The organism is Methyloglobulus morosus KoM1, from assembly GCF_000496735.2.
Classification (GTDB): domain Bacteria; phylum Pseudomonadota; class Gammaproteobacteria; order Methylococcales; family Methylomonadaceae; genus Methyloglobulus; species Methyloglobulus morosus.
This window is the reverse complement of the sequence record NZ_AYLO01000015.1, coordinates 39,798-65,779: the sequence shown is the minus strand read 5'-3', so window position 1 is coordinate 65,779 and position 25,982 is coordinate 39,798. Positions and strand designations below refer to the sequence as shown.

The following is a 25,982-nucleotide window of genomic DNA, read 5'->3' as shown; positions in this document are numbered from 1 at the left end:
ATCTATGTAGTGTCAGAGTTGTGTTTGATATTCAGATGCACCGTCAACGTCTTACCGCGCGAATTAGAATACATGTATGGCCGCGAACTGTCTGCAACGGGTATCACCGTTGACCTTAATCATCAAAAGGCCAAATATCTTGAGCGCAAAGGTATCGATAAATTCAGGCTTTGGTTTCGTAACGGTTTGGTCTACACATGGAATTGGTGGGAGACAAGCAACAGTAAACCGCAGCGGGTGCTCGCAGATTCAAAACGGACATATAATCCCGAGGCCATAGTCAAATCAGAAGGACGCACTCCCAATGTCAATTATGGCCCCTTTATCATGACAATGGGTCGTAACTTTTATATGGCCTTGCACAGTCCTGGTGAGGCAAATAAATTTAACGGCTTTTATCATTCGTCCTATCTTGCCGGTGAGCCCGTGATGGGGGCAGGATCAATGCTGATAGTGAATGGGAAAATCCATCGCATCCGCTCCGACAGCGGCCACTACAAACCCATCGATACGAACGTAGTCAGTGTTTTACAGGCCTTAAGAATGCTGGGCTATCCTTTAAACGACATTTTCGTCGATGACTATCTGGGCAAGACCAGTGTCAAAGCCGAATATTTCATAAGCCAAAATGCGGATTGGAACAAATTGGAAACGTTACGGGACCAGAATAAGCAACAGAGCCGGGATAATTTCAAGGACAAAGAATATTTTAGAAATCCCACCAAGTTATCTGGCGTTGGCGGCGAGGTTAAAGATAATCCATATGGGGATAATTAGTAAAACAAAAATATTTTGAGATGCCCATTTGTTGCAGACGAATCACTTAGCTGAAATAAAAGCGACATTTTTTTACATCAATGTCGAATATCGACAACCCCAAACGACTATAGGGTGGCAACTTATTATTTACAAACCTTACCGGAGCAATACCCATGAAATACCTATGCCTGATCTGTGCCGAAAAAGTCATGGAGCAAATGCCTGAAGATGTAGCGGCACGGCATTTTCAAGAATACACCGAATTCACCAATGAAATCAGGGCGAGCGGGCATTACCTAAGCTGTAACCGCTTGCTCCCACCGAATGAGGCGATCACCGTTCGGGTAAGGAACGGTAAAGTCACGACGACCGATGGCCCATACATAGAGACTAAAGAACAACTGGGCGGTTATTACCTCATCGAAGCCAGGGATTTGAATGAAGCGATCCAAATCGCCGCCCGAATTCCGGGGGCTTGGCTGGGTTGCGTTGAAGTACGCCCCATCGCTGAAGATGAGCAAACCCTAAAAGCCCTTGGTTTTGTCAGATAAGCCGCTTTGCAGCAGCCAAATCCCCATTTTTCCTTAAGTGGATATACAATTTGATGAAAAATTTTTTCAGTGCTGTCGATTTTGGCAAAACACATTCGACTACTATTGAAATCTAACTATTTCACCCATTTAACCCTAACCCGGAGGCTAATCATGACCACTAAAATCAAGCCTATGACTAAAGGAGATTACGAATGAACACCCAAATTGGCTACACGTTTAACCCCCAATTTACCGACCAAACCGCGACTTGCATGATTGTCGGCGCTAACATATTCGTCGTGCTGTTGGCCGAAGCCAAGTTCAAGACGTTTGCGCCTAAAGCCATCTGTGATGTCACCAAAAATACCGAAGTGTTGAACTGCCTGTCTTGCGACAGCCGGGAAGCAGTCGATGATTTTCCAGATGATATCAAGGAAGCGGCAAAAGATTTCGCCCAGATGTCGGTGAGCAATAAGTGCCCTCCGACACTAGGTACAAAAGGCTGTTAAAAAATAGTCGCACTATGCAATAGTTAACTTAAAAAACAATCGTTAATTTTTATCGAGGAGATTCCCATGCGTACTCAACCCATTACCTTAATCGTCCTATCCCTGTTGCTGACGATAAACATTGCCTTTGCAAAAGGCAAGCAGCACGAAAAACATATGGATCCGCAAGCCATGATGGAGCTCTACAAAAAACTGGCCACGCCCGGTGAGCCGCATAAGGTATTCGCAAGCCTGGCGGGAAACTGGACGACAAAGACCAAGGAATGGATGGAACCCGGCAAACCGCCGATGGAATCCGAAGGCACGGTGGAGATGAAAATGCTGCTGGACGGACGTTATCTCCAGCAAGAATACCACGGCACCATGATGGGGCAGCCGTTTACGGGCATCTCGATTAATGCTTACGACAACCTGACCAAGCACTACGTTACCACCTGGATGAGCACCACGGGCACCGGCATCTTCACGATGGAAGGATCGGCCAGCGCAGATGGTAAGACCATCACCTTGGAAGGCAAGCATCCGGAACCAGGCGGCGGCCACATGAGCCACCTTGCCATTTGGAAGATTGTCGATAACAACACCCAAACCTTTGACATGTATGGAGCTCACCACGGCGGCAAGGAAATGAAGATGATGGAGATTGTCTATACGAAAAAACCGTAGCCTCTGGATACAACGTAGCGGAGTCCAAGGATACCCGCTACGAACACTTGGCAGTCAATTATATGACCATGCTGAATCTAGTCAGCCTGTTGATTTGGCTTACAATGAGGACAGCCCTAAACCCAACGAAAAAAAAATTCTATAAGTTTTGAATCCATTTTTCGATTTGGAACGTATTGGTAAGTATGGAGCATATCAAAGTGTCTCAACACGACAATAAAATGTTTAAAGTACAGGGGTTTTTATCTACTGTTATAGAAGGTTTTGGGTTGGCTGAAGACTTAGAAAGCGAAGAAATGAGTGGTGTAGCGAACCAAGGGTTCCAAAAAATTAGTCCTTCTGACATTACCGATGACCAAGAGTTACAGGATCTGATATGCCGAATTATGAAGCAAGACCAATCGGCATTTGCCGCCTTGTTCAAGACAATGGCTGCAAGGGTCAACAGTTTGGCCTTGAGGATTACGGACTGCGTTCAGTTAGCGGAAGAGGTGACTGAAGACACTTTTTTTCAAGTTTGGCGGCAAGCGCCGCGCTTTGATCCCGCGCGGGGAACAGCAAAGGCCTGGATACTGACAATAGCCCGTAGCCGGGCGTTGGACGCCAGGCGCAGCGTACCACCTTTTGAAGAGCTGGCGGAACCTGAAACCGTTGGGGACAAGGTCAACCAAAATCACGACGATCCACCCGATTTGTTATCCGCTGTTGAACAAAACCATTTATTACATAGCGCATTGGAAACGTTAGCTCCCTTGCCACGCCAATTGATCGCATTATCTTTTTTTAGAGGGCTTAGCCACGAGGAAATTGCGGATCATGCTGAGTTGCCGTTAGGGACTGTGAAATCGCATATCCGTAGGGCGATTATCCATTTACGAGAAGCGCTCTTAACCCCTTCACTCGACTCGTGATATGACCATGAAAACCCAAGCAAAAGACATAACCGATATTGAAAATAATGATCAATCAGAAGTTTTTGGTTTGCTTTCGGAGCATTTAAATGTGACGTCGCCATCGCAAACTTTGCTTGATTCTCTTGGGAAGCGACTGGAAAACCGAATTCAAACCAGCATTGCCAAACACGCTGGATTGCGCACGGTCCGTTCTAGGGAAGGCGTGTGGCTCGACCTTATGCCTGGAATTCGTTACAAACCGTTGTGGGAAAGCCTTCAAGGAAACTCTGTGCTGGTCGAATTTGCCCCAGGTTCTGCATTACCCTTACATCGGCATAGTTACCTTGAGGAAGGCATCGTCTTGTCGGGCGGCTTACAACTGGATGATTTGGAATTAACCCAGTTTGACTACCATGTATCGCCTGCTGGCAGCCGTCATGGGCGTATTCGGTCAAAACAGGGGGCATTAGCTTATTTACGCGGCAGTTCAGTGGGGCAACCTTTGTCCATGTTCAAAGAAGTGCTGGGCGGGTTGTTGCCTAAAAACCATAAAGAAAGCGAATCCATTACGGCAGGGGAAGGTGAGTGGATTGAAATCCAAACAGGCGTGTTCCAAAAAGATTTGTGGACAGACGGCACGGTTGCGTCAAGGTTTTTCCGCTTAAATGCAGGCACGTATATGGATAGGCATTATCACCCACTGGAAGAAGAGTGCATGATGCTCAGCGGGGATATTTTTCTGGGCGATATTTTAGTGCAGGAAGGGGATTACCATGTTGCACCCGCAGGCACAGAACATTTAGAAATGTTTAGCGACACCGGGGCGCTATTATACGTTAGGGGTGCCGTTTAGTAGGCGGCGAAAACGCTAAACCTTTTCCAATTCTCGGTCGCTCCGACAGGTTCTCTATCGGCCTACTATACCTTCTCGTAAATTTGTTGATGGATTTTTCATAAAATAATCCCCATGTATTGGGCTCGTCATTTTCTGTGCTTTCTAGGCTTAATAATTGATCCAGATCAAAACCGTTGGAATTTGTCTCGTTATAATTTGCCGCTCAACACATAAATATAAGTTAACGAGGAGAAAAATAATGGCTTTGATCACTTGGACAAAAGAACAATACGGCACTAATGTAACCGTTTGTGACGATGAGCATAAGACACTGTTCGACAAATTAAATAAACTTTATGATCTGGCAACTGGAAGTGCTGGCCGTGCGGCAGTGGGGGAACAGTTGGACGACTTGATCGGCTTTGTTGCCTGGCACTTTGCAACGGAAGAACGCTTAATGCAATCAAAAAATTATAGCGGCTATACAGCGCATAAAGCGGAACACGACAAACTGGTCGCGACTTGCGTTGATTTACAAACCAAATTTCATAAGGGCGAAGCGGATGTCACGGCCGAAACAGGGGCTTTTGTCAAAAGCTGGCTAGACAGCCACATTCCCCAATTCGACATGCCGTATGAGCCGTCTTTAAACGGCTAAATTATACTTTGGCGTTCCATTTTAGATGAAACAATGAACGTCATGGAAATTGACGTCGGCATCGGCTTGGTCACTTCGCAAATCGTCGATAAAGTTGAAAAAGTGACTGCTTCGATGTGTCCGGGCCATGCTCGACAACAACCGTTTGGGTGCAATTTGAAGATGAACAAGGACGTTTAAGTGGTACAAAGCTGCCGCTTAGCACATTGACGGAACTGAGCGCCGAGACGATCCTTCAGTATTATGAAAAACGCTGGTGTTGTGAGCCCATGTTCAACCAGCTCAAACATGCCGGGGGCTTGCAGGAAACCTGACAACAAACGCAACAGGTGTTGCACCGCTGGGTGCAAATTGTCACCTTGGCTTACGCCTTGTCCCAGTTACTGGCGTTGTTGCCGAAGGAGCAATTGAACGGATTATGCCAATGGATGCCCTGGCGGACAGCACAGCCCATTACGGCGGGTAGGATACGTTTGGGGTTGCACCGGATTTTATGGCGAGTTAGCGTTCGGGACTGGTGGAATCCAAAGTCCAGGGTATTCGAACCGCCGGATACGCCAATAGCTGATTCTCGGGCATGATTTAAGACGAGAGCCCTGGAATTCAGTCTTATAAGGACAAAAATTGGAAACATGGCTGCAGCTTATGACACATATTTTTTGATATCAATCATAGAAATTTTATAGGGTTGGGCTATGCTTTCTTTCAACAACCGTAATTTTTCTGAACGCGTGTGAAGTTCAATTGTACGGACTGCGTAAAATCAGTAATTACGCATCTTATTGCTAATAATCTTGGCAGGGGAGTCGCTTTTTTTGCGAAAGCTTGTTTTGGGCATCCCAGTCCAAGCAAGCTGCAAAAAATTTAACGCGACCCAAGAATATTGGGCGAGTGAGGTCATGGCATCGACATTCTCATGGGCACAGGAAATCCATGGCTACGAAACTATTATACCCCAGATTTCATCAAGGGTTGGCCCTACTGGATGCACCTTCTGGTACTCATTGCACAAATAGCATTAGATATATTGAGTGAAAATCGATGAATGATTAAGAGGGCTTTCTAACAGCCATTCGTTCCCGAATCGATAGTGTAACGTGTTGCGTGAATGCGGTTTCACCTTAGACAGCTCATATATGACCAAGATGGGCGCAATAGATGGGCGCACGGGTTGCCGAAAAAACCGATGGGTAGCCCAGCATACCGTTGATCTAGGAAATCGGCTGAGAAAATAAATTGAACCAATGAATCAATTGGAGAAACATTATGAAAGTCAATATGCCGATCACGAACAACGAGATCGTACTGAAGGAAACCGCAACCATCGTTTCGGCCACCAACCTGAAAGGAATTATCACTTCAGTGAACCGGGATTTCATCGAAATCAGCGGTTATACCGAGAAGGAATTGATCGGACACAGCCACAACATCGTACGCCATCCGGACATGCCGCCAGCGGCGTTCTCGGATCTTTGGCAGACCATGAAGGCTGGCAAACCCTGGACGGGCATCGTCAAAAACCGTTGCCAAAACGGCGATTACTACTGGGTCGAAGCCAATGTGACACCCTTGCGCAAGAACGGCCAAATCGTGGGTTATATGTCGGTGCGCAACAAGCCGACGCTCGAGCAAATCGAGCAGGCTCAAGCGCTCTATCGTGCGATCAACGAAGGACGAGCGCCCAACCCTGGGCTCATTCAGACCGTAGGAAAAAAAGTCCAGAACCTACCTATTCATCTCAAATTCCAATCTGTCCTGGCCGTTCCGATCCTCTTTATGTTGCTCTCGGCCGTCGCCTTCAAAACGGGCATGGATATGATCGCCCTGGGGCTGGTCGGCGGCGGTGCCCTCATTGGTGTGATCCTTGGAACACTGCTGTCCCGTTCCGTCGTCCGCCCCCTCAGACAAGCAACCCAAGGGCTCAAAACCATGTCTGAGGGCAATCTCAACGTGAAGTTCGACATCGCCCGTGACGACGAAGTCGGGCAGGTGATGCAGGCGCTGTGTTCCGTTCAGATCAAGATCGGCAATGACATGAACGAGACCCGCAAATTGGCGGAGGAATCAATACGCGTCCGCATGGCGCTGGACAGCGTTTCCACCAACGTGATGATCGCCGACAACGACCGCAACATTATCTATATGAACAAGTCGGTCGGGGATATGTTGAGCAACGCTGAAAGCGATCTGCGGAAGGTGTTGCCCAATTTCAACGTTTCCCGCCTGATGGGCAGCAGTATCGATGACTTCCACAAGAATCCCCAGCATCAAAAGCATCTGCTGGCGACGTTTACCTCCACCTACCGCACGCAGATTGGTATTGGCGGCCGCACTTTCGCGCTTACCGCCAATCCGGTGCTGAATGAAAAGGGCGAGCGCCTCGGCGCGGTGGTAGAGTGGAACGACCGCACCGCAGAATTGGCGGCGGAAAAAGGCATCAACGCTCTGGTCGAAGCAGCTATCAACGGCGAACTATCTAGCCGCATCTCGCTCGAAGGCAAGACAGGTTTTGCCCGCGAGATCGCCGAAAACATCAACAAAATGCTCGACGCGGTAATCGGGCCGTTGAACGTAGCGGCGAAGTATGTCGACGATATTTCCAAAGGAAACATCCCATCGAAAATCACCGGCAACTACAACGGTGACTTCAATATCATCAAGAACAACTTGAACACCTGCATCGACGCGGTCAATGCGCTCATAACAGATGCCCGGATGCTGTCCCAGGCAGCGGTGGAAGGCAAGCTTGCCACCCGCGCCGACGCCAGCAGGCACCAGGGCGACTACCGCAAGATCGTAGAAGGCGTGAACGCCACGCTGGATGCGGTGGTCGGGCCGCTGAACGTAGCGGCGAAGTATGTCGACGATATTTCCAAAGGCAACATCCCATCGAAAATCACCGGTAGCTACAACGGCGACTTCAACATCATCAAGAACAACCTGAATACTTGCGTCGACGCAGTCAATGCGCTCATAACAGATGCCGGGATGCTGTCCCAGGCAGCGGTGGAAGGCAAGCTTGCCACCCGCGCCGACGCCAGCAGGCATCAGGGCGACTACCGCAAGATCGTGGAAGGCGTGAACGCCACTCTCGATGCCGTCATCGACCCTTTAAACGTTGCCGCCGGTTACGTCGAACGCATTGCCCATGGCGAAATCCCGGAGAAAATTACCGACCGTTACAACGGCGATTTCAATAACATCAAGAATAACTTGAACACCTGCGTCGACGCGGTCAAAGCCCTCATCAACGATACCCATCTGCTTTCGCAAGCGGCCTTGGATGGAAATATCCAAACCCGTGCCGATGCCAGCAAGCACCAGGGAGACTTCCGTAAAATTGTGGAAGGCATCAATGCCACGCTGGAAACCATTGTCACGCCCATCATCACTGTTAAAACAGCTGTCGACTCCATAAGCACAGCGGCCAAGGAAATTTCCGCTGGTAACGCCGATCTGTCGCATCGCACCGAACAACAGGCGGCCAGCCTTGAGGAAACAGCGTCCAGCATGGAGGAGCTAGCCTCCACGGTGAAGCAGAATGCCGACAATGCCCGGCAGGCCAACCAAATGGCCGTGGCGGCTTCGGACGTTGCAGTCAAGGGCGGGGGCGTGGTGCTACAAGTAGTGAATACCATGTCCGCCATCAACGAGAGTGCCCGCAAGATTGTCGACATTATTAGTGTTATTGACGGCATCGCCCTCCAAACCAACATTTTGGCGCTTAACGCGGCAGTAGAAGCGGCACGGGCGGGTGAACAGGGCCGCGGTTTCGCCGTGGTGGCGAGCGAAGTACGCAACCTGGCACAGCGCTCAGCGGCGGCGGCGAAGGAAATCAAAGGGCTGATCGGCGATTCGGTGGAAAAGGTCGAAGACGGCAGCAAGTTGGTCGGCGAAGCTGGCAAGACCATGGATGAAATCGTTGTTTCGGTGAAGCGTGTCGCCGGCCTTATGTCGGAAATTGCAGCGGCATCGGCGGAACAAAGTTCCGGCATCGACCAGGTGAATAAGGCCGTGACCCAGATGGATGAAGTGACCCAGCAAAACGCTGCGCTGGTGGAGCAGGCCGCAGCAGCGGCAGAATCGCTGGAGGAACAAGCTGCAACCCTAAGCGAAACTGTTGCTCAGTTCCGTCTCAATACTGACAGGTCACCCATGCCACGCAGCACCTCCAGTCTATCGTTTGAGTCGCGTAAGCCTGCGCCTCGCCTGACAGCCGGTGCTGCTGTTAATACGGTACATGAACCCTATTAACACCCGGAAGTCGAGTGCATTGCCAAGGCCAAGGAAGACATCAAGATCGGCATCGTCGAGCATTGGCTGGATCAGGAAACCCTACTGACCGGTGGTGTCGCCAAAAAAATCAAGCAGTACCGCGAAAGCACCCCGGAACTCAAAGTGTTTAAGACCCGAAAACAGATGGCAGAAGCTATCAGTGAGCAAGTGCATATCCGCGCTACCGCCCATGTCTGGTGCATCAATGACACCGCCGGTTGCAAGAGCCAGGGCTTGATTGCCAGGACAAATTGTGTGGATTGTGAAAACAGCGTCATCGATGACACCAAGAAAGCTGTTTGGCAGGGGATTTACCAGCAACAGCTTGAACTGCTTGAGATAAACGACATCGGACATGCCGCCAAGGCGCGGGTACGCCGCAACGTGGAAAAAGTTGCCGGGATTTTGGCCGACCTTGGCATGGGGACAAACCCAAAGGCATTGCCATGACGGCCACCAAAGGCGGGCATACCTTAAAGTCCCTGGAACTGGCGCTGCACCGGATAACGGCTGGGCGGGTCAAAACATTAAGCCGGATCGCAAGCTCTCCATTGCCGCCGTCGCTGACGAGGCGGGCGTATCCACGGCGACCATCCACAACCGCTACCCCGAAATCGCCGAAAAAGTCCGGCAACTGCTCAACAAGGAAGGCCGCAGGCTGAAAGTGGCCAAGGGCCAGGAACTCCAAGCGGAGAAGGCAAAACGGAAAGAACTAAACGACGAAAATCGGGTGCTGCGCCAAAAACTCGCTGAATTGGTTTCCAGAAATGCCGCCCTGGAGGCGGAATTAGACCACTTACGGGCGATTGTGGAAGGTGGAAATATCAGTACATTCAAGTCCAAGACATCATGATAATGGTGGGCATCAGGTCAAGTGTCGTAATCCGGCCCAGACTGATGATATGGCAACGGACGTTCAAACCAATTTTTCATGGAAAGTAAGGTACATGCTCAAAGGGCAAATGATGGCCTGGGTATAAGGCAGCAGGGCTCGGTTTTCGTGGAAAAATTGACCGAAATCTCAGTCCGTTTCACAAAGTTGAAAAATATATCGCATATTTGTTGACTTCGCTCAGTTTAGGCACTGGACATTCGGGCAAAAGCCAGTACCATACGCAGGAAATTCGGGGCGTTAGGTTGAGGGGTACGCGCCGCGTGCCGGAAATGCCAGGAAGGTATGCATGCGTACCAGCTGGGTTTGCCGGGCAAGGCCTTAGGTTTCTGGTCGTATCGGTGTTCTTACGGATGGTGTGGTGGGCGTGTCCGGTATAGACTGGCGCATTCACGAAGGTCAATTTTTTCCAAACAACAGCAAACCGTGGGTGTCGGTAGATGGTGGATCAGGGGGTAGCGGCAATAGGCCAGGAAAAACGAACCGGATGTACGGCCATTTGTGTAAGGGAGTCCTGGGTGAAAATAGTAATACGCATTCCGACAATATGCTTGGTAACTAAGTATCAGACGCAACACGTCAAGGGGCTATTACGCCTAATGATTCTACTTATGGCTGTCTTTTTCAATACCAATTCCTCCTATGCGGGAGCTACTAATTTGCTTGGAATATGCAGTATAGGTGGCATTAATCCTACTGGAGGAGTAACCGCTCAAGAATGTATTGAATTTGCAGATTGGGGCCTTAATGGAGGGCTAAAGAATTATTTAATGGCCTTGAACGCTTATCCGCCTAATTTGGATACAAAAATAGTTTATGAATCGCAAATTAGGCGATTTTTTTTAAACTCCAGTGGCCAATCGACAGGTGATTTTTGGAGGCTTTTCCCCGATTCTGATTGCCCTTTACCTAAAATTTTAACCACTTATAGGAACAATAATTACTGTGTCGATCCTTGCCCGCAAGGGCAAGTTGTTAATGCAACCAACCCTACGCTTTGCACTAATTTAGCTACAATCAAAAACAACGGAAAGAAGTGTCCAAGTGCAGGCAATCCGATCAATGTGGGAAACGGCAACAAATTCCAGATAGAAAGGGATTATCTAGGTGCGGGCAATATCCCTCTTTATATCGAACGCACTTACAATAGTGATCCTTCGACTAGCGTAACTTTTGGAACTAGCAGCGGCTGGCATCATACCTATGATAGATCGATAGGTAATGCAATCGGAAGTAATTTAGCTGTTGCATATCGTGCCGACGGCAGCGCTTTTAAATTTATTTTAGTAGGTTCAAACTGGCAACCAGATAGCGATATCAACTACCATCTGCAGGAAATCCTTTCCGGCATCACCCGCACTGGGTGGAAAGTCACGACACCTGACAATACCGTTGAAACCTATTCTGCCGTCGGCGTTTTACTGGACATAACCGAGCTTTCCAGTCATATCCAAACCTTATCCTATAGCTGTAAAACGGTCAGTTCTGCTTGCCCAGTTACCACCCCGACCACAGTTGCCCCTTATGCTGGGTTATTAATCAAAGTCACCGACAACTTCGGCAACAGCCTCAACTTCACCTACAACAGTCTAGGGCAAATGGTTACCCTAACCGACCCCATCGGCAACGTCACCCGCTACGGCTATGACGGCAACGGTAACCTGGCCACCATCACCTACCCCGACGACACCCCGTCGGTTAGCACCGACAACCCCGTCAAGACCTACGTCTACGGCGAACTCGCCAACACCGCCAATGTCAGCCAGCCCAACGCCCTGACCGGCATCATCGACGAGAACGGCGTGCGTTACGCCACCTACAAGTACGACGCCAACGGCAAGGCCATCAGCACCGAACACGCCGGTTCTGTGGAGAAATATGCCTTGAATTATGCCCCTGACGGCACTTCCACCGCCGTCACTGACCCCCTGGGCGCAATCCGCACCACCCACTTCACCACAGTATTAGGAGTGGTGAAATCYACCGGCACCGACCAGCCCGGCGGCTCCGGCTGTAGTGCGGCCTCGTCTGCCATGACCTACGATGCCAACGGCAACGTCGCCTCAAGGACCGACTTCAACGGCCACAAGGTGTGCTATGCCTACGACCTGTCCCGAAACCTTGAGACCGCCCGGGTCGAAGGCCTGGCCAGCGTCGCCGACTGCACGGTGAACCTGGCGGCGTCCAGCCTGCCCGCCCCCGCCCGCAAGGTCAGCACCCAATGGCATGGCACGTACCGGCTGCCCTTACAGGTCGCCGAACCCAAGCGGTTGGCCACCTACACCTACGATGCGACCGGCAACGTCCTGTCCCGCACCGAACAGGCCACCACCGACCCGGCCGGCGTGGTAGGCCTGACCCCCACCGTCACCGGCACCGCCCGCACCTGGGGCTACACCTACAACAATTTCGGCCAAGTCCTCACCGCCGACGGCCCGCGTACCGACGTATCGGACGTCACCGCCACCACCTACTACCCTGTCGCCGACCCCGTGTTGGGCAACCGGGGCAACCCCAAGGACGTCACCAACGCCCTCGGCCAGAAAACCACCTTCGACAGCTACGACGGCAACGGCAGGCTAACCCAAACGACTGCCCCCAACGGCGTGGTCACCACCCTGGCCTACACCCCCCGGGGCTGGCTGAAGACCCTGACCACCCGGGACAGTGCCAGCACCCTGGTGCAAACCACCAGCTACGGCTATGACCCCACCGGATTATTGAAGACCGTCACCGCCCCCGACACCAGCGTCCTGACCTACGGCTATGACAACGCCCACCGCTTGGTGTCCGTCACCGACAGCCTGGGCAACAAGGTCAGCTACACCCTCGACAACCTGGGCAACCGCACCAACGAGACGGCCACCGACCCCGGCAACGTGCTCAGGCGCAACATCGCCCGGGCCTACGATGCCCTGGGCCGCCTGCAAACCGTCACCGGGGGTGTGCAATGAGAGCGACTGACCGCCCCATCGCCGTAACCCTGCGTGCCCAAACCGCCCTCCAGGCCACCTTGCTGACCCTCCTGCTCGGCTTCAGCGCATCCGCCCAGGCCGTCCAGGACACCACCACCCATTACCAGTACGACGCCCAAGGCAACCCCACCAAGGCCACCAGCCCGCTCGACACCGCCACCAACCCCGTGGCCACCGACACCGGCTACGACAGCCTGGACCGGGCCACTGACATCCTCCAACCCCTCCCGGGCGGCGGCCAGGCCCGCCCCCACACCCAGCTCGACCATGACGGCCAGGACCAATTGACCTGGGTCAACGACCCACGGGCCAACCAGACCACCTACAGCCCCACCGGCCTGGGCGACCTCACGGCCACGGCCAGCCCCGACAGCGGCGCGGCCACCGCCACCTACGATGCCGCCGGCAACCTTAAAAGCCGCACCGATGCCCGGGGCAAGACCACCCTGTACAGCACCGACGCCCAGGATCGGCTGACCAAGGCCGACTACCCCACCGGCACCGACACCGTCTACACCTACGACGGCGGCACCGGCAACAGCAACCCTGCCAACATCGGCAGGCTGACCCGCATCGACGACGAATCCGGGTCGACCACCTACAGTTACGACCCCTTGGGGCGGGTCACCGCCAAGACCCGGACGCTCTCCGGCAACCAGCCCTTATGGGTACAAACCGTCAGCTATAGCTATGGCACCGCCGACACCGCCAACGGCAAGCTGGCCAGCGTCACCTACCCCAGCGGCAACCGGATCAACTACAGCTACGACGCCAACGGCCGGATCAGCGGCATTACCCTCAACCCGACCAACAGCAATGGCCTGGGCACCAACACCGCCGTCACCACCGTCATCCTCAACAGCATCCAGTACACCCCGTCCGGCCAGTTCTATTCCGGTGCCTGGGGCAACCACACGCCGACCAGTTGGAGCGGCATGGTCCACGCCGACGACCTCGACGGGCGCATCGCCTCCTACCACCTGGGCAACCCAAGTAAAAACGGCACGTTCCGCACCTTGCATTACGACGCCGCCAGCCGGGTGACCGGCTATACCCACACCGGCACGGGCACCGGCGCCTTCGCCCCGGCCAACTTCGACCAGGGCTTCAGCTATGACAACCTGGGCCGGGTCACCGGCACCACCGGCCCGGCCGGCAACCAAGCCTACGCTTACGACGCCACCGGCAACCGCACCGCCACCGGCACCAACACACAGACCATCGACGGCTTCAGCAACCGCCTGCTCAAGACCGCCGCCAGCGCACCCAACCGCACCTACGACCTGTCCGGCAACCTCCTGAACGACGGTTCCTCCAGTTACGCCTACAGCGACCGCGGCCTGCTGCAAACGGTGACCGACACCACCACGGGGTTCGTCAACAAATACCTCTACGACGGCCTGGGCCAACGGGTCAAAAAATACAGCGTCAACACGTTCGCCCAGTACAGCTATGACGAACAAGGCCACCTGTTGGGCGAATACGACATCCGTGGGCTCCCTCTGCAAGAGACCGTGTACCTGGGCGACCTGCCCGTTGCGGTGCTGAAACAAAGCTTCACCGGTGACGGCCCCCGAAGCATTTACATCGACAACACTGCCACCGGCAGCGTCGCCGCCGTTGGCCCGTGGCCGGTGGACACCGCCATTGCGGGCTATTACGGCACCAACTACCAGACCCATGCCGCCACCACGGCGACCACCGACAGCTTCACCTGGAACCTGGCGTTGCAGTCGCCCGGCCTGTACTATCTCTATGTCCGCTGGACGGCCGATGCCACCCGTGCCAGCAACGCCAGCTACACCTTCACCGGCGCGGACGGCTCGTTTACGGCCAGCGTGGACCAAAGGGCCAGGGGCAACACCTGGATTGCCCTGGGGATGCCGGTCGCCAGGCCGGGCAACCTCACTGCGTCCTTAAAGCTCGCCACCTCCAACCTCGGCAGCGTCGCCGCCGACGCGGTGGTGACCCAACCCATCATAGTCAGCACCAGCGTCAACTATGTCTTCACCGACCACTTGGGCACGCCCAGGGTCATCACCCGCAGCAGCGACAACCAGATGGTCTGGCGGTGGGACAATGCCGACCCCTTCGGCGCGGCCCAGCCCAACCCGAACCCGTCCGGCCTGGGCAACTTCGTCTACAACCCCCGGTTCCCCGGCCAGCTGTACGACACCGAGACCGGGCTGTACTACAACAACCACCGATACTACTCGCCCGGCACAGGGACTTATTATGAGAGCGACCTGATCGGGTTGGCGGGGGGGATCAACACCTATGCCTATGTCGGGGGCAACCCGGTTAATTTCACCGATCCAACTGGACTGATAGCAGGAGTAGATGACGCGGTTGTTATTGGCGGCGGAGTTGTAGTAGGTTCTCTATACTGCGCCATTTATCCTGATCGATGCAGAAAGATAGCTGAGATTTGTGTCAACGGCATCAAGAAATTCTTTAATGAGGCCAATGGTGATTCGGGTGACAAACATCCAAGCACGCCTACAGGTCAACGTGGTGGGCCTATGGATGTTCCCAGGGGAACAAATGCGCCAACAAATATTGATGGCAGAGACTATACCGGTCACGCACTAGATCAAATGCAGGGGCGAGGTTTAACACCAACTCCTGTCGAGGATGCCATTCGGAATGGACAATCATCTCCTGGAAACCAACCTGGAACGACCGTTCACTCTGGCGATAATGGAGTAACTGTAGTGACAGGTGAAAATGGGCAAGTGATTACTGTTATTCCTAAATAGGTTTATGATGAGCGAATTTTTACATCGACAGATTAGTATTCTGCGTAAAGCCATTGAAGATTATCGAGCTGGATTGCTTCACTTAAATGCGCTTATAAAGCGAGTTGAAGAAATTTCAGACGCTATTGGTATTCAAGAGTGGAAAGATGCTCTATTTCCAATTGTTTTGGAAATGGAGCAAGTAAATGCTGCCAACTTGAACACAAATACAAATCTTAGTGATGCAAATAAAAAAATTATTTCTAAGGCCTTACAAGACATTGAAGCATTAGTTGGTAAGTCTATAAGGCCATAGGTTCGCGTTGTCCGGGCAAACCCGCGCCAAGTTACATAATGCTTCGGATTATGCGAACAAACACAGCGGGATCGCCTTCCGCTTCGCCCCTTATGTCCGCATAATTTGCACTATATAAAATGGCACTCGTTTTGCGGGGCGCCCCCCGTTCCTAAAATCGTAGAGGAGCCCAACCTGGATGTCCGCTTAGGAGCGGTTAAATATTTGTCTCGCCAACTTCCGCTGTGGGTCGAGCACGGTCTGTCAGATAAAAAACATAGTATAAGCCAGCGCCTGCTTTAGAGTGCTTATCATGTATTTGTGGATGCTGGAATCCATCTATATAAAGTGGGCACTGAAACACCAAGATTCTTTGCCACATCCCGGGGCGGCACTCCGTTAGCCAGCAATTTCTTGGCTGATTCAATATTACTGTCGGTCATCTGCCTCTTACGGCCTCCTTTTCGGCCCAGTTGCCGTGCGACTTCGAGGCCGGCACGGGTACGCTCGACTGTCAGTTCTCTCTCCATTTCCGCCAAACTCGCCATGACATGGAAAAAAAATCGGCCGGAAGGGGTGCCAGTGTCGATCGCATCGGTGAGACTTTTGAACTGGACACCTTGCTTGTGCAATTCGCCAACCAGATTAACCAAATTCTTGACGCTGCGGCCAAGCCTGTCCAGCTTCCAAACCACAAGGGTATCGTCTTCACGCAACATTTCCAATGCCTTGGTCAGGCCGGGGCGCTCAGCACGACTGCCGCTTATTTTGTCGTCGAAAATTTTCTTGCAGCCCGCCTTAGTCAAGGCATCGATTTGAAGCTCAAGGTTTTGATCTTGCGTCGAGACGCGTGCATAGCCAATAAGCATTTTCTAATCCAGAGACCAGTTCAAAGGTAGTAGTCGCATTCGGGTGCGATTCGGCTCAACGGTCAGCAATGCGCCGTTCTCCAATTCGATTGCCATTTGCCGCAAAGCGGCGATGACCTGCAACCCGATAACATCAGGACTGACATCTTCCGCGCGAATTTGCACGACGCTGGGCTTCTCGCCATGTGTGGCGGCAAGGATCGCGCTGAAGTCTAAATCGTGGGTGAGAACTACATAATCATTTACCCTGGCATAGGTCATGATTTCAGAATCCGGTGCATTGTTCGCCCCTAACTCTGACCAGTGTGCTGCCTCAATGCCCGACTTGACCAACAAACCGGCCCAGCGTGGCGACAGGTTCATATCAACGATCAGCTTCATGCGGAGGCCAGTACGACCTCGCGTTCTTCAGCTAACCAGGCAGCGTAACGAAGTGCCTGCATAATATCTTCGCGCTCAAGGTAGGGGTAGTCGGCGAGAATTTCATCAATGCTGTGTCCAGCGCCGACTTGTCCCACAATCATACCGACTGTGACGCGCATTCCACGGATACAGGCTTTGCCACCCATCATATCGGGGGCTTGGGTAATGCGATTTAGTTGTCCCATGCTCGACTCCTTATCAAAACTCGTTGTCATAGTAGTGGATTGAGAATATAGTTTCAAGAACTATTTGTGAGAATAGAAGAGCCTTGATCCTGTGCATCTCAGAGATAACGCATCAAGGCTTCTCAAAAACCTCCGTTTGCGCAACAAGGTATCTGCTCAACAAAACCTTGCTCGGTGATTATATCTATGCCACCAGCGCAAAATCAGTTTCGATTGGGAGCCGTTTACTCATGTCCAAATCAAATCGCCCATACGGATTCACATGACTATAAATCAGCGGAGACAGTGCTCTCAAATCCGCAGTTTTCATCCTGTTACACCAGGGCTTTTCCGATAGCACGCGCTGAATCATCAAGGTATTGACGTACACCAAGCATAATTGCAATAAATGCAGCGACAATACCGATAATTCCTGATCTTCCAGTCGGTTGCTGGCGACCTCACCGCTCTTGCCGTAGAAGATGAATCCATTGGCGCTGTTCCAGTTTTCTACAACGTTCAAACCCTCGTGAATCTCACGGCGCAGCCCTTCCGAATCAATATACCGGCACAAGAAAATAGTTTTCAACACTTTGCCAAGTTCCGCTAATGCTTGGTAAGTCGGATATTGCAGGTTGCCACGCGTAAAGCGGCGAAGAATGGCTTCGGCTTCTGCTGTACCCAGGCGCAACGCGGTTGCGTATTTGATCATTTCATCATACTGTTGGTGTATCAAATCCCATTTGATTGGACGCGTCAAAATCTCAGTGAGATTGGAATAATTGCCGGAACTGTCTGTTTCCGGCAAGTACAACTTTTGTGAAGCGACGGCTTTCAGACGTGGCAACAAATCGAAGCCGAGCAGATGACAAAAAGCGAAGCCGACTTCGCTCTGCCCGTGGCTGTCCGTATAGCTTTTCTGAACATCTATATCGGTATCATGACGCAATACACCTTCGATCATAGCCGCCACTTCGGAGGAGGAGCATCGTTTCAGTTGCGAGTAGATACAGACCGATTTGCTCTCGACATGCCAGTAGATCATCACGCCACGACCGCCGTAGCGAATATGCCACTCGGTCATCAAATTCTGATCCCAGGAGCCGAATTTTTTGGAGTCCGACGCGCAGGTGGTCGTGCCTTCACCCCATATTTCTGGAAGGCGAACAGCGAAAGTCGCATTGGCGACTTGGGAAATAGCTGCCCGCAATGTACTTTTTTGGATGAAACGGTGGCGCACGTAACGCAATTCCTGATAAGTCGTCTCATGTCCCGCCGCTGCAATTCGTTTGAGTCCGGCGTTTGTGCCTAACGCATAGAGGCTCAGTAGTAGACGCCGTTGCAAGGTATCACGATCCAGCGTTTCGCGCTGCCGGCTGCTCTGGAACAAATCGGTGAAACCTACCCGCAAATCGGCTTCCTTGAGGATATCCAACAAGCTGGTGGATGACCAGCGTTCAAATATTTCGGCTTTCAGGTGCTTGAGGTTTTCCGGGTCAGGTTGCGCATCCAGCGGAGTAATGCAAATACGGTTCTTGCCACGATCAAGAATTTTGACTCGTGGATTTTTTGGCATTCCCTTGTTCAACATGCATAGGGCGTCCGTCATCGTTTTCTTCAACCCGTCGATGAATGCCTTGCCGTCCTGTGGTTGCTTGAGTGCTTCATAGTAGGTAGCTCGGTTGGTTTTAAAGTCGGCGGGCAAATCCTCATCTGGATTACGGAAGCGCTCGGCACCAACGACCCAGATTTCCTTGCTGCGCAGCCGCTCGCGCAATGCTTGCAGTACACAAATTTCATAGTTGATGCGATTGACACGCTCTTTGTCATTCTTGTCTTTTTCCACAACTATGTCGCGCCATTTGCCTTTGACGATACCCTCAATCGGCACTACATCCTCGGCAGAAAAATATTGTTGCGTGCTGTCGCGGTAAGTTTTGAGCAGACCCAAGGCTTCAATCACCGGTCGGTGTGCGGTGTTGTTGGAACGGAATTCCAGCGCATCAAGTATCTGCGGCAACATCCGGCGATAGTGATTGCTGTATGAGGAGCGAATGACCGTATGTACCACCTTGGTATAGGCAGGGCCGCTGGCCTTAAATTCTTTGACTAAGTCTTTCAGTGTTTCCAACCCGACCACTGGATACAATACATCCTTGACGATGCCATCAGGTTCATCGATGGCCGCTTCCGCCAATTTGAACAAGACATTGGTTTTGCCACGCACACGGCGTAAATCGTTGAGCAATTCTTGCTCGACCTTATTTTCGGCGCGAACACCGATCTTGTGAATGACCAGAATTAGCAAATCGATCAATGCGTCGATGATCTCGTGCTCTCGTTGCCAGCAGTACGCCGCTGCCAAGGCGTAGCGTATTTCCGGCGGATGCCGTCGCAATTCCCAACTTGACTCGGTCCCGACTCGGCGACGGTATTTTTGTAACCATTTGATGGGAAGTACGGCCAATGCTTTACTCGGTAATGCAAGCTTGCGAATTCTGCCCAGTTTGGCGAGCTCCTGCAAAACGCTATCCAGGCCTATTCGGCCAGCGTCGGATTTGAGGTGCGACAAACCAAGAGCGCCGTCTTTGACGATGGAAGCATTTTCGATGGCACCATTTTCATCATTGACGTTTGGCTCTTCGACCGTCAATAATTTGTCTATTGATGTCTTGGTTTCGGCACTTAGCAGGTTGGCGATGGATTGGAATAGTTCAGCCTCAAAAGCATGAGTAGCTGATCGAAGTAACCGCTCCAATGGGCTGGGATCAAGCGGTGCCAGCGATTGCCGGGCGAACCACTCAACAGCCAATTCCTGCAATCGCTCGAATGGAACATCCAGCGCCAAGACTTCAGCAGTCAGCCATGTGCGCAGTTTTTGCAAATCCTCACCTGATGGGCGACGTAGCCCCAGAAAGCCCAGGATTTTCTTGCGATGCCGCTGGCCGGTGCGTCCGTCCCATTCGTAAATTTTCAAATCTGCCACCGCCGAATTGGTTGCCAGCGCAAGGTAGACTGCAATCTCGTGCGGTATGCCTTTTTGACTGCCGGGAAAGAAACCTTGAAATTGAAAGAATTTCAATAGAATTGCAAATCCAAGTCTACCGCTATCGGTACGACTTGGCAGCAATGCCAATTCCTCAATCGATAATGACCAATGCATCGCCAGTTCGTCTTCGTTCCAATGCCACTTCACAAATTCTCCTTGTAACACGCCGAAAATGTGGGATGGCATGTTTTCTGCCAGACATTTTAGCGTGAAGAGGCATGCAGTGCGAAATTAGGCGGCGCTTTTTGCAGCTATGTGCATACTACCCCAAATAAGCCGACATCGCATTGGCCACGTCAGGTTAACGGTTTTCCCCCAGCATTGGAATCCCAGCGACAGCGGTTTTTTGCTGTCGACTCTCGCGGAATATGGTGCAAGTTCTAGTTTTTTATGCATTAACAATCAATATGTTATAGCAATGCAGGCCGCAACCGAGTCAGACGTGCTTGTCCATATCGGCAGAATTGCTGGCCTCAGCCTTGTATTCAGCGCCTGAAAGAAAACAACCGAGCTATCATCGAAGAGCAATAAACGTCCCCGAACGTTGCTTGTTTTTTACCGATAGGTCTGTGCTGGAAGCCTTGATTCCTTATGAACACGAATTGGGTAGGGGGATGGTGCGTATCCAGGCCTATCGTGCATATCTATCGAGGTGGTGGCATTTGAAGGGTTCGCAGAATCATCACCATTTCAATTTTCACTGAGACCTGTAAGTAATCATGGATATTTTAGATAGGCAGCAATCAGGTGAAAAAACATAAGTTCTGCTTTTGCCCCTTCTCCCTCAAGGGAGAAGGTTGGGGTGAGGAGGACGCGGAAGCTTTGCCAAATAGTTGATTCACGGTATTTCGTTTTGGATGCCGTCATCCAATCCGCCCGGTGATAATGTGAGGCACACGCCAAAGAGACCATACGTTTGATCAAACCCCAACGTAGTGGATAATCTGCATCGTCCGACGGCAACGTCCACATACAATGCAAATGGTCGGGTAACAAAACCCAGGCATCAACCGTAAAGGGATGGCGTGATTGCACCGTTTTAACGGCTTGACGTAATGCCGCGCGAACCGGATCATCACAAAGGATAGGGCGGCGGCGATAAGTAACCACGGTGAAGAAGTAAGTCGCGCCTGGAACATCGGCGCGTCGATAACGTGACATAGCAAAACGTACCGGTAAAAGGGCAGTTTTGATTATACCAAAAGCAACAAAAGTAGGGTGGGCAGGTTTTTTTGCCCACCGTTTACAATCCAGGCATTAGATATACGGTGGGCAGAAAAGCGTTGCCCACCCTACAAGGCTCAATAGTGTGGGGGGCAAGGTAATCCATTTGGATTTTGACATGTCACATGCTGGCGCTTATCTAATTCAGTAATAAAAAGAAAAGTACTATGATCATCTTTTGTAGCTGTTGTTTTAATAGAACCAAGCTCTTTTTTATTTTCATCACGCGATGAATTTGAATCGTCGTTATTTTCTATCGCGACCCCGGGTGTAAGTGCAATAAACTGTTCGTTTCCTTCTTCAGCTTTAATTATCAGTTTTTTTCCTTTTTCAGCTGGTCCAGCTTTGAGACAATCATCTTCGATTTTAATTCTTTCACCTGGTTTTATTTTATCGGGCGATGTAAAACAAGGCTGGACGGGTTCTAGTAATTTATTAAAGATGACAAGCTTGCCACCTTGGTTAGGGGCAAGTAACGCTACGGCGTGTACATTCTGTTTAGAGTCTAAAAGAATTTTTTTAAAGTTATCGAGTTTAGCTTGGGAGATTGGACCATTTGGCTCGATTGATGAGCAAGGTTTTAACAAAAAGATAACTAATATTAATATTACTATCAGTAAGCAAATGATGATTTCTTTTCCTCGTGTTGCAATTATGTTATTCATGGTCTTTCTCCAGTTATATTTTTAATAAGAACGTACCAAACCTGAAAAAATGTATTATTTCTCAGGTTTTTTTGAAAAAAATTTAGAATTTTCGATATCTCCTTTAGAAAGCTAGAGTAACCCGCGCAAATACAGTCCTTCCAGGAATGAACGGCGGGGGTTGTCCTCCAGCATCATCGCTAAACCCTGGAGAACGAGCCCCTTGGCTTTGATAATTGAATTGTTGATCAAAGATATTTTTGATATCCAGTTGAACAATACCTAATCGCCTGGGTAAGCGATATCCAATTCCAGTATTGACCAAAACAAATTCATTGTGCCTGATAGGCGAGCCATCAAATCCTTCTGACCAGTCTGTCCGCTGGTTTACATATTCAGCCTCCAAATTACAGAAAAAACCTGACGGATCGAAAAATCGAAGACCTGCTTTACTGTCATAAGTTGTTGTCGAAAGCGGGACATTTGCATTGTCACCATTGAAATTCTCCAAATGAAAGGCAAAATTAGCGGAAAGTTTGGAAGCAATATTCCAATTAAGGTATGCTCGATATGAACGCTCATGCCATACATGTTCTGATATCAATTTTAGATTCCGGGCAATATATTCTAACCCACCAAAGAGTCGAGAACCCCATTTTTGGTCTATTGCAAGCCCGTATAGCCAAGCATCGGTTAAAGTAAGATCGTCATAAAACTGGTTGAAGCCTGCTACTTGCGTTGGTTCAATCGTCTGATTTGTTAGTAACGAACGTTTTAAAGTTCTAATCACAGCCCCTCGAACTATTGTACCTTTTTCGGCACGCCAGATAATGCCAAACTTTGGATTAAGCGGATTGTTTTTCAGCTTAGAAAATTTGGGGTTATGGGGAGTTGATTCCAAAGAATCAACACTCAAACCGAACGTCCAATCTACATCATGTGGATAATGTACATAAGAATATAAGTAGCCGTTTTCATGTGAATCAGATGTCCCACTTAGAGGTTTGTTTACATTTGTAAAGCCCGATTGAGAAAAGCCGAAACCGGCGACGGTATCTATAAGGCCAGAGCGAAACAAATGCTGAATTTCGCCCTGATCTCCAGTGGAAATAGAATCAGTACGCTTACCATTTTCAGAAGTAAGAATTTGGAAAGAATCACTATTTGTATGAATAAAAGAAGCGATCAAGTTTGAATTATGGTTGAACGAATAGCGTAAACCTGCACGATAGGTATCTTTGTCACTTCCCAGCCGAAATGTGGGATCAGAAAAACCATCCGCCCTAAGATCTATATCGCCACGCTCGGTGTTTTTATGTCGTATTTCGGCTTGAACGCTGAGGCTTGGAGTTATGCTCGCTTGAATAAAGCCATTGAACAAATCTACATTCACATCATTGTTTGCACGGAATCCCTCTGTTTGATAATGATATTGCCCAAGACTATAAGATAGGTTTCGCCATAAACCAGAATGCGTAACTTCGTCACCATAGGTATCGTTGCTGCCCACTACACCTGACGTTTGTAAGGTAAAGCGATCACGTTGGAACATCGGATTGAATTCGTTAAAAGACAATGTGCCGGGGCCTGAACTTTGAGCAGAAAGCAAATTTCTTTCCGCTAACTGTGGCTGTACTGGCGTTATATTTATCGGTTGTAACAGTTGTGATTGTAGTAATTCACTTACACGCGCAATCTCGTAAGACGGTCGTATAGAATATGAATCTGCAAGTAGGCGATGACCGGAATAATCCGATGGTTCGGCATTAACCGATTTCCATCCTTCAACCAGACCAAGCTGTTGAAAGCCTAAATCGCTGTAAATTCGCCCTTGTGCCGCACTACGTGCCGCCAAATCCTTGTCTAAGGCTAAACTTGACCGATAAACCCCTCGATTATCGTTCAATACAATCGCCTTCTGCATATCCTGCAGAGCTTCCGCCGGACGATTAGTGGTCTGCTTACTGATGGCATCATAAAAATACGGCGTAGGGTCTTTGGGATCACGCTCTTTTGCCAAGCGGAATTGGTCTTCCGCCAAAGGACTACGTTTTTCTTCGTAATAGGCTTTGCCCAGGTAGCTCCTGACGATGGAATTGTTGGGGTCGAGGATGGCGGCGGTTTCCAGGTCTTCGCGGCCTAGCTCCAGGTCGCCCTTCCTGATCTTGGCTAGGCCTAGGCCTAAGCGCGCCAAGGGCGCGGTGGAATCGAATTGGATGGCTTTGTTGAAAGTTTCTAAGGCGGCATCGGTTTCCATCCGTAACAGGTAGGAAAAACCCAGCACGGTTTGGGTGCGCTCCAGGTTGGCATCCAAGGCGATGGCTTTTTCGGCTGCGTGTTGGCTTTCTTCCGTTAAGCCTTGCGACAGTTGCAATTCGGCCTTACGTGCCCACACCATGGCATCGTGCGGGGCAAGCGTTACCGCGTGGTCGGCGGCGGCTTGGGCTTTGTCCAAGTTAAAGCGGCCTTGTTCGGCATAAGATAACGCCGAATAAGCGCTGGCGGATTGAGGATTGACCGTGATTGCCTGGGTGGCTAAGGCATAGGCTTCGTCTTTGCGGTTTTGGGTGAGCGCCAATACCGATTTCAGTGCCAAAGCTTCGGCATCGTTAGGGTTGATTGCCAGCAAGGCTTGAATGTCTTGCAAGGCGAGCTTATCCTGTCCAGCGCTAAGCCGCATGGCACCGCGCACTTTGTGGAAATAAGGCGTTTGTTGCTCCGTCGATAATGCATCCAATTGGCGTAAGGCGATATCGACATGGCCTTGCCGGTAATCCTGTATGGCCTGACGAATGCCACTGTCGATAATGGCGGTTGCATCGGGATAAGGCAATACGGGCGGGTAATACAATGCCCAGTTGACGGCATCTTGCGGCTTGATGTCGATTTTGGCTTGCGGGGCTTGGCCTAACATGGCTTGAGCGCCTTGTCCTGGACTCAGGTGGATGCTGCCCTTGTCGTTGAAAAACTTGACCCCGCCCTCGTAAACCCAGAGCGATGCGCTGGTGTCGTCCACGCTCATGGCAAATTCAGTGCCTTCGGGGCCGGCATTGGCTATCGGGGTGCTGATTTTAAGCAGCTTGGGGGTACGGCTAATAAAGTGGATAAAGCCCTTAAGTAAGTTCAAGAAGGTGGCTTGTTCGGGGGAAATGGCATCCAATGAGGCGACTGTACCTTCGTGTAGGCGTAGGATGATGCCGTTGGATAGCCGTAATGAAGCGCGGCTGTTGGGGTCAACCTTGACCCAACTGCCTTCACAAATCATTTGGTTGAGCCGTGCGTGTTGCCAGTGGCCTTTTCGGTTTGGGTCGACTAACAGCGTACCCTGCAACGAAACGAGTTTAGCGCCATATTTATGGTTGCAGGTTTCATCGACAATAACCGTCTCTGCCCAACTCAATGGGGCAAATAAAACCAGTAATAGAACAAGGAGATAGTGCATACTTTATCCGTTAAAGGAAATTTCTGTCTTGTTGCAATCATAGTACGATTAAGGGTGCATTAAAAGGTAAAATTTCACAGAAAAATCAGTTACGACATGCTTATCTGGTATATATTGCGATTACTGGAATTACTGCGGA

The 25,982-nt window shown here is 50.7% G+C and carries 22 protein-coding genes; 15 read left to right on the top strand and 7 right to left on the bottom strand.

Going from position 1 to position 25,982, the window contains the following annotated elements; all coding sequences use genetic code 11:
• The 15 genes from MGMO_RS02595 to MGMO_RS02530 all read left to right on the top strand — a co-directional run.
• Nucleotides 1-777 (top strand): hypothetical protein (locus MGMO_RS02595; protein ID WP_235557212.1); only part of this gene is annotated, 777 nt, incomplete at its 5' end.
• 155 nt (nucleotides 778-932) lie between these two features.
• Complete coding sequence (locus MGMO_RS02590) at nucleotides 933-1,310, top strand: YciI family protein (RefSeq protein ID WP_023493464.1); 378 nt, start codon at nucleotides 933-935, stop codon at nucleotides 1,308-1,310.
• Nucleotides 1,311-1,504: 194 nt separating this feature from the next.
• Entirely contained in the window at nucleotides 1,505-1,801 is a 297-nt protein-coding gene (locus MGMO_RS02585; RefSeq protein ID WP_023493463.1) for a VOC family protein, read from the top strand.
• Between the two features lie 66 nt (nucleotides 1,802-1,867).
• Entirely contained in the window at nucleotides 1,868-2,467 is a 600-nt protein-coding gene (locus MGMO_RS02580) for a DUF1579 domain-containing protein (RefSeq protein ID WP_023493462.1), read from the top strand.
• A 221-nt stretch (nucleotides 2,468-2,688) separates the two neighbouring features.
• Entirely contained in the window at nucleotides 2,689-3,378 is a 690-nt protein-coding gene (locus MGMO_RS02575) for a sigma-70 family RNA polymerase sigma factor (protein ID WP_235557211.1), read from the top strand.
• Nucleotides 3,379-3,385: 7 nt separating this feature from the next.
• Nucleotides 3,386-4,213: a cupin domain-containing protein gene (locus tag MGMO_RS02570; protein ID WP_152976274.1), complete on the top strand. Its 828-nt coding sequence runs from the start codon at nucleotides 3,386-3,388 to the stop codon at nucleotides 4,211-4,213.
• Nucleotides 4,214-4,454: 241 nt separating this feature from the next.
• Nucleotides 4,455-4,853, top strand: a complete 399-nt coding sequence (locus tag MGMO_RS02565; protein ID WP_023493459.1) for a bacteriohemerythrin — start codon at nucleotides 4,455-4,457, stop codon at nucleotides 4,851-4,853.
• Nucleotides 4,854-4,969: 116 nt separating this feature from the next.
• Nucleotides 4,970-5,167 carry a hypothetical protein gene (locus MGMO_RS19410; protein WP_152976273.1) on the top strand — a complete coding sequence of 66 codons (198 nt, stop codon included), beginning with the start codon at nucleotides 4,970-4,972 and terminating at the stop codon, nucleotides 5,165-5,167.
• A gap of 15 nt (nucleotides 5,168-5,182) precedes the next feature.
• Nucleotides 5,183-5,434 (top strand): hypothetical protein, encoded by a 252-nt coding sequence (locus MGMO_RS02560; protein WP_036306570.1) that lies wholly within the window; start codon nucleotides 5,183-5,185, stop codon nucleotides 5,432-5,434.
• A gap of 685 nt (nucleotides 5,435-6,119) precedes the next feature.
• Nucleotides 6,120-9,107 (top strand): methyl-accepting chemotaxis protein, encoded by a 2,988-nt coding sequence (locus tag MGMO_RS20915; protein WP_023493457.1) that lies wholly within the window; start codon nucleotides 6,120-6,122, stop codon nucleotides 9,105-9,107.
• Nucleotides 9,108-9,272: 165 nt separating this feature from the next.
• On the top strand, nucleotides 9,273-9,578 hold the full coding sequence (locus MGMO_RS19405) for a hypothetical protein (protein ID WP_036306569.1): 306 nt from the start codon (nucleotides 9,273-9,275) through the stop codon (nucleotides 9,576-9,578).
• Entirely contained in the window at nucleotides 9,544-9,981 is a 438-nt protein-coding gene (locus MGMO_RS02545; protein WP_023493455.1) for a hypothetical protein, read from the top strand. The genes MGMO_RS19405 and MGMO_RS02545 overlap by 35 nt, the downstream gene beginning before the upstream one ends.
• 809 nt (nucleotides 9,982-10,790) lie before the next feature.
• On the top strand, nucleotides 10,791-12,974 hold the full coding sequence (locus tag MGMO_RS02540; protein ID WP_051383951.1) for a DUF6531 domain-containing protein: 2,184 nt from the start codon (nucleotides 10,791-10,793) through the stop codon (nucleotides 12,972-12,974).
• On the top strand, nucleotides 12,971-15,754 hold the full coding sequence (locus MGMO_RS02535; protein WP_023493453.1) for a golvesin C-terminal-like domain-containing protein: 2,784 nt from the start codon (nucleotides 12,971-12,973) through the stop codon (nucleotides 15,752-15,754). Before MGMO_RS02540 ends, MGMO_RS02535 begins: the two co-directional genes overlap by 4 nt.
• Nucleotides 15,755-15,758: 4 nt before the next feature.
• Nucleotides 15,759-16,049, top strand: a complete 291-nt coding sequence (locus MGMO_RS02530) for a hypothetical protein (RefSeq protein ID WP_055725641.1) — start codon at nucleotides 15,759-15,761, stop codon at nucleotides 16,047-16,049.
• A 290-nt stretch (nucleotides 16,050-16,339) separates the two neighbouring features.
• Here MGMO_RS02530 and MGMO_RS02525 read toward each other — a convergent pair whose 3' ends face one another.
• From MGMO_RS02525 to MGMO_RS02490, 7 genes are all read right to left on the bottom strand, one after another.
• Entirely contained in the window at nucleotides 16,340-16,897 is a 558-nt protein-coding gene (locus tag MGMO_RS02525) for a recombinase family protein (protein ID WP_023493451.1), read from the bottom strand.
• A 3-nt stretch (nucleotides 16,898-16,900) separates the two neighbouring features.
• A complete protein-coding gene (locus MGMO_RS02520; protein ID WP_235557210.1) occupies nucleotides 16,901-17,260 on the bottom strand; it encodes a DUF5615 family PIN-like protein in 360 nt (119 codons plus the stop codon).
• Between the two features lie 14 nt (nucleotides 17,261-17,274).
• Entirely contained in the window at nucleotides 17,275-17,505 is a 231-nt protein-coding gene (locus MGMO_RS02515) for a DUF433 domain-containing protein (RefSeq protein ID WP_023493449.1), read from the bottom strand.
• 184 nt (nucleotides 17,506-17,689) lie between these two features.
• Nucleotides 17,690-20,719 carry a Tn3 family transposase gene (locus tag MGMO_RS02510; protein WP_023493448.1) on the bottom strand — a complete coding sequence of 1,010 codons (3,030 nt, stop codon included), beginning with the start codon at nucleotides 20,717-20,719 and terminating at the stop codon, nucleotides 17,690-17,692.
• A gap of 531 nt (nucleotides 20,720-21,250) precedes the next feature.
• A complete protein-coding gene (locus MGMO_RS20470; protein WP_023493447.1) occupies nucleotides 21,251-21,694 on the bottom strand; it encodes an REP-associated tyrosine transposase in 444 nt (147 codons plus the stop codon).
• 140 nt (nucleotides 21,695-21,834) lie between these two features.
• Nucleotides 21,835-22,422 carry a hypothetical protein gene (locus MGMO_RS02495; protein ID WP_023493446.1) on the bottom strand — a complete coding sequence of 196 codons (588 nt, stop codon included), beginning with the start codon at nucleotides 22,420-22,422 and terminating at the stop codon, nucleotides 21,835-21,837.
• 103 nt (nucleotides 22,423-22,525) lie between these two features.
• Nucleotides 22,526-25,843: a tetratricopeptide repeat protein gene (locus MGMO_RS02490; protein ID WP_023493445.1), complete on the bottom strand. Its 3,318-nt coding sequence runs from the start codon at nucleotides 25,841-25,843 to the stop codon at nucleotides 22,526-22,528.
• Nucleotides 25,844-25,982 lie beyond the last annotated feature (139 nt).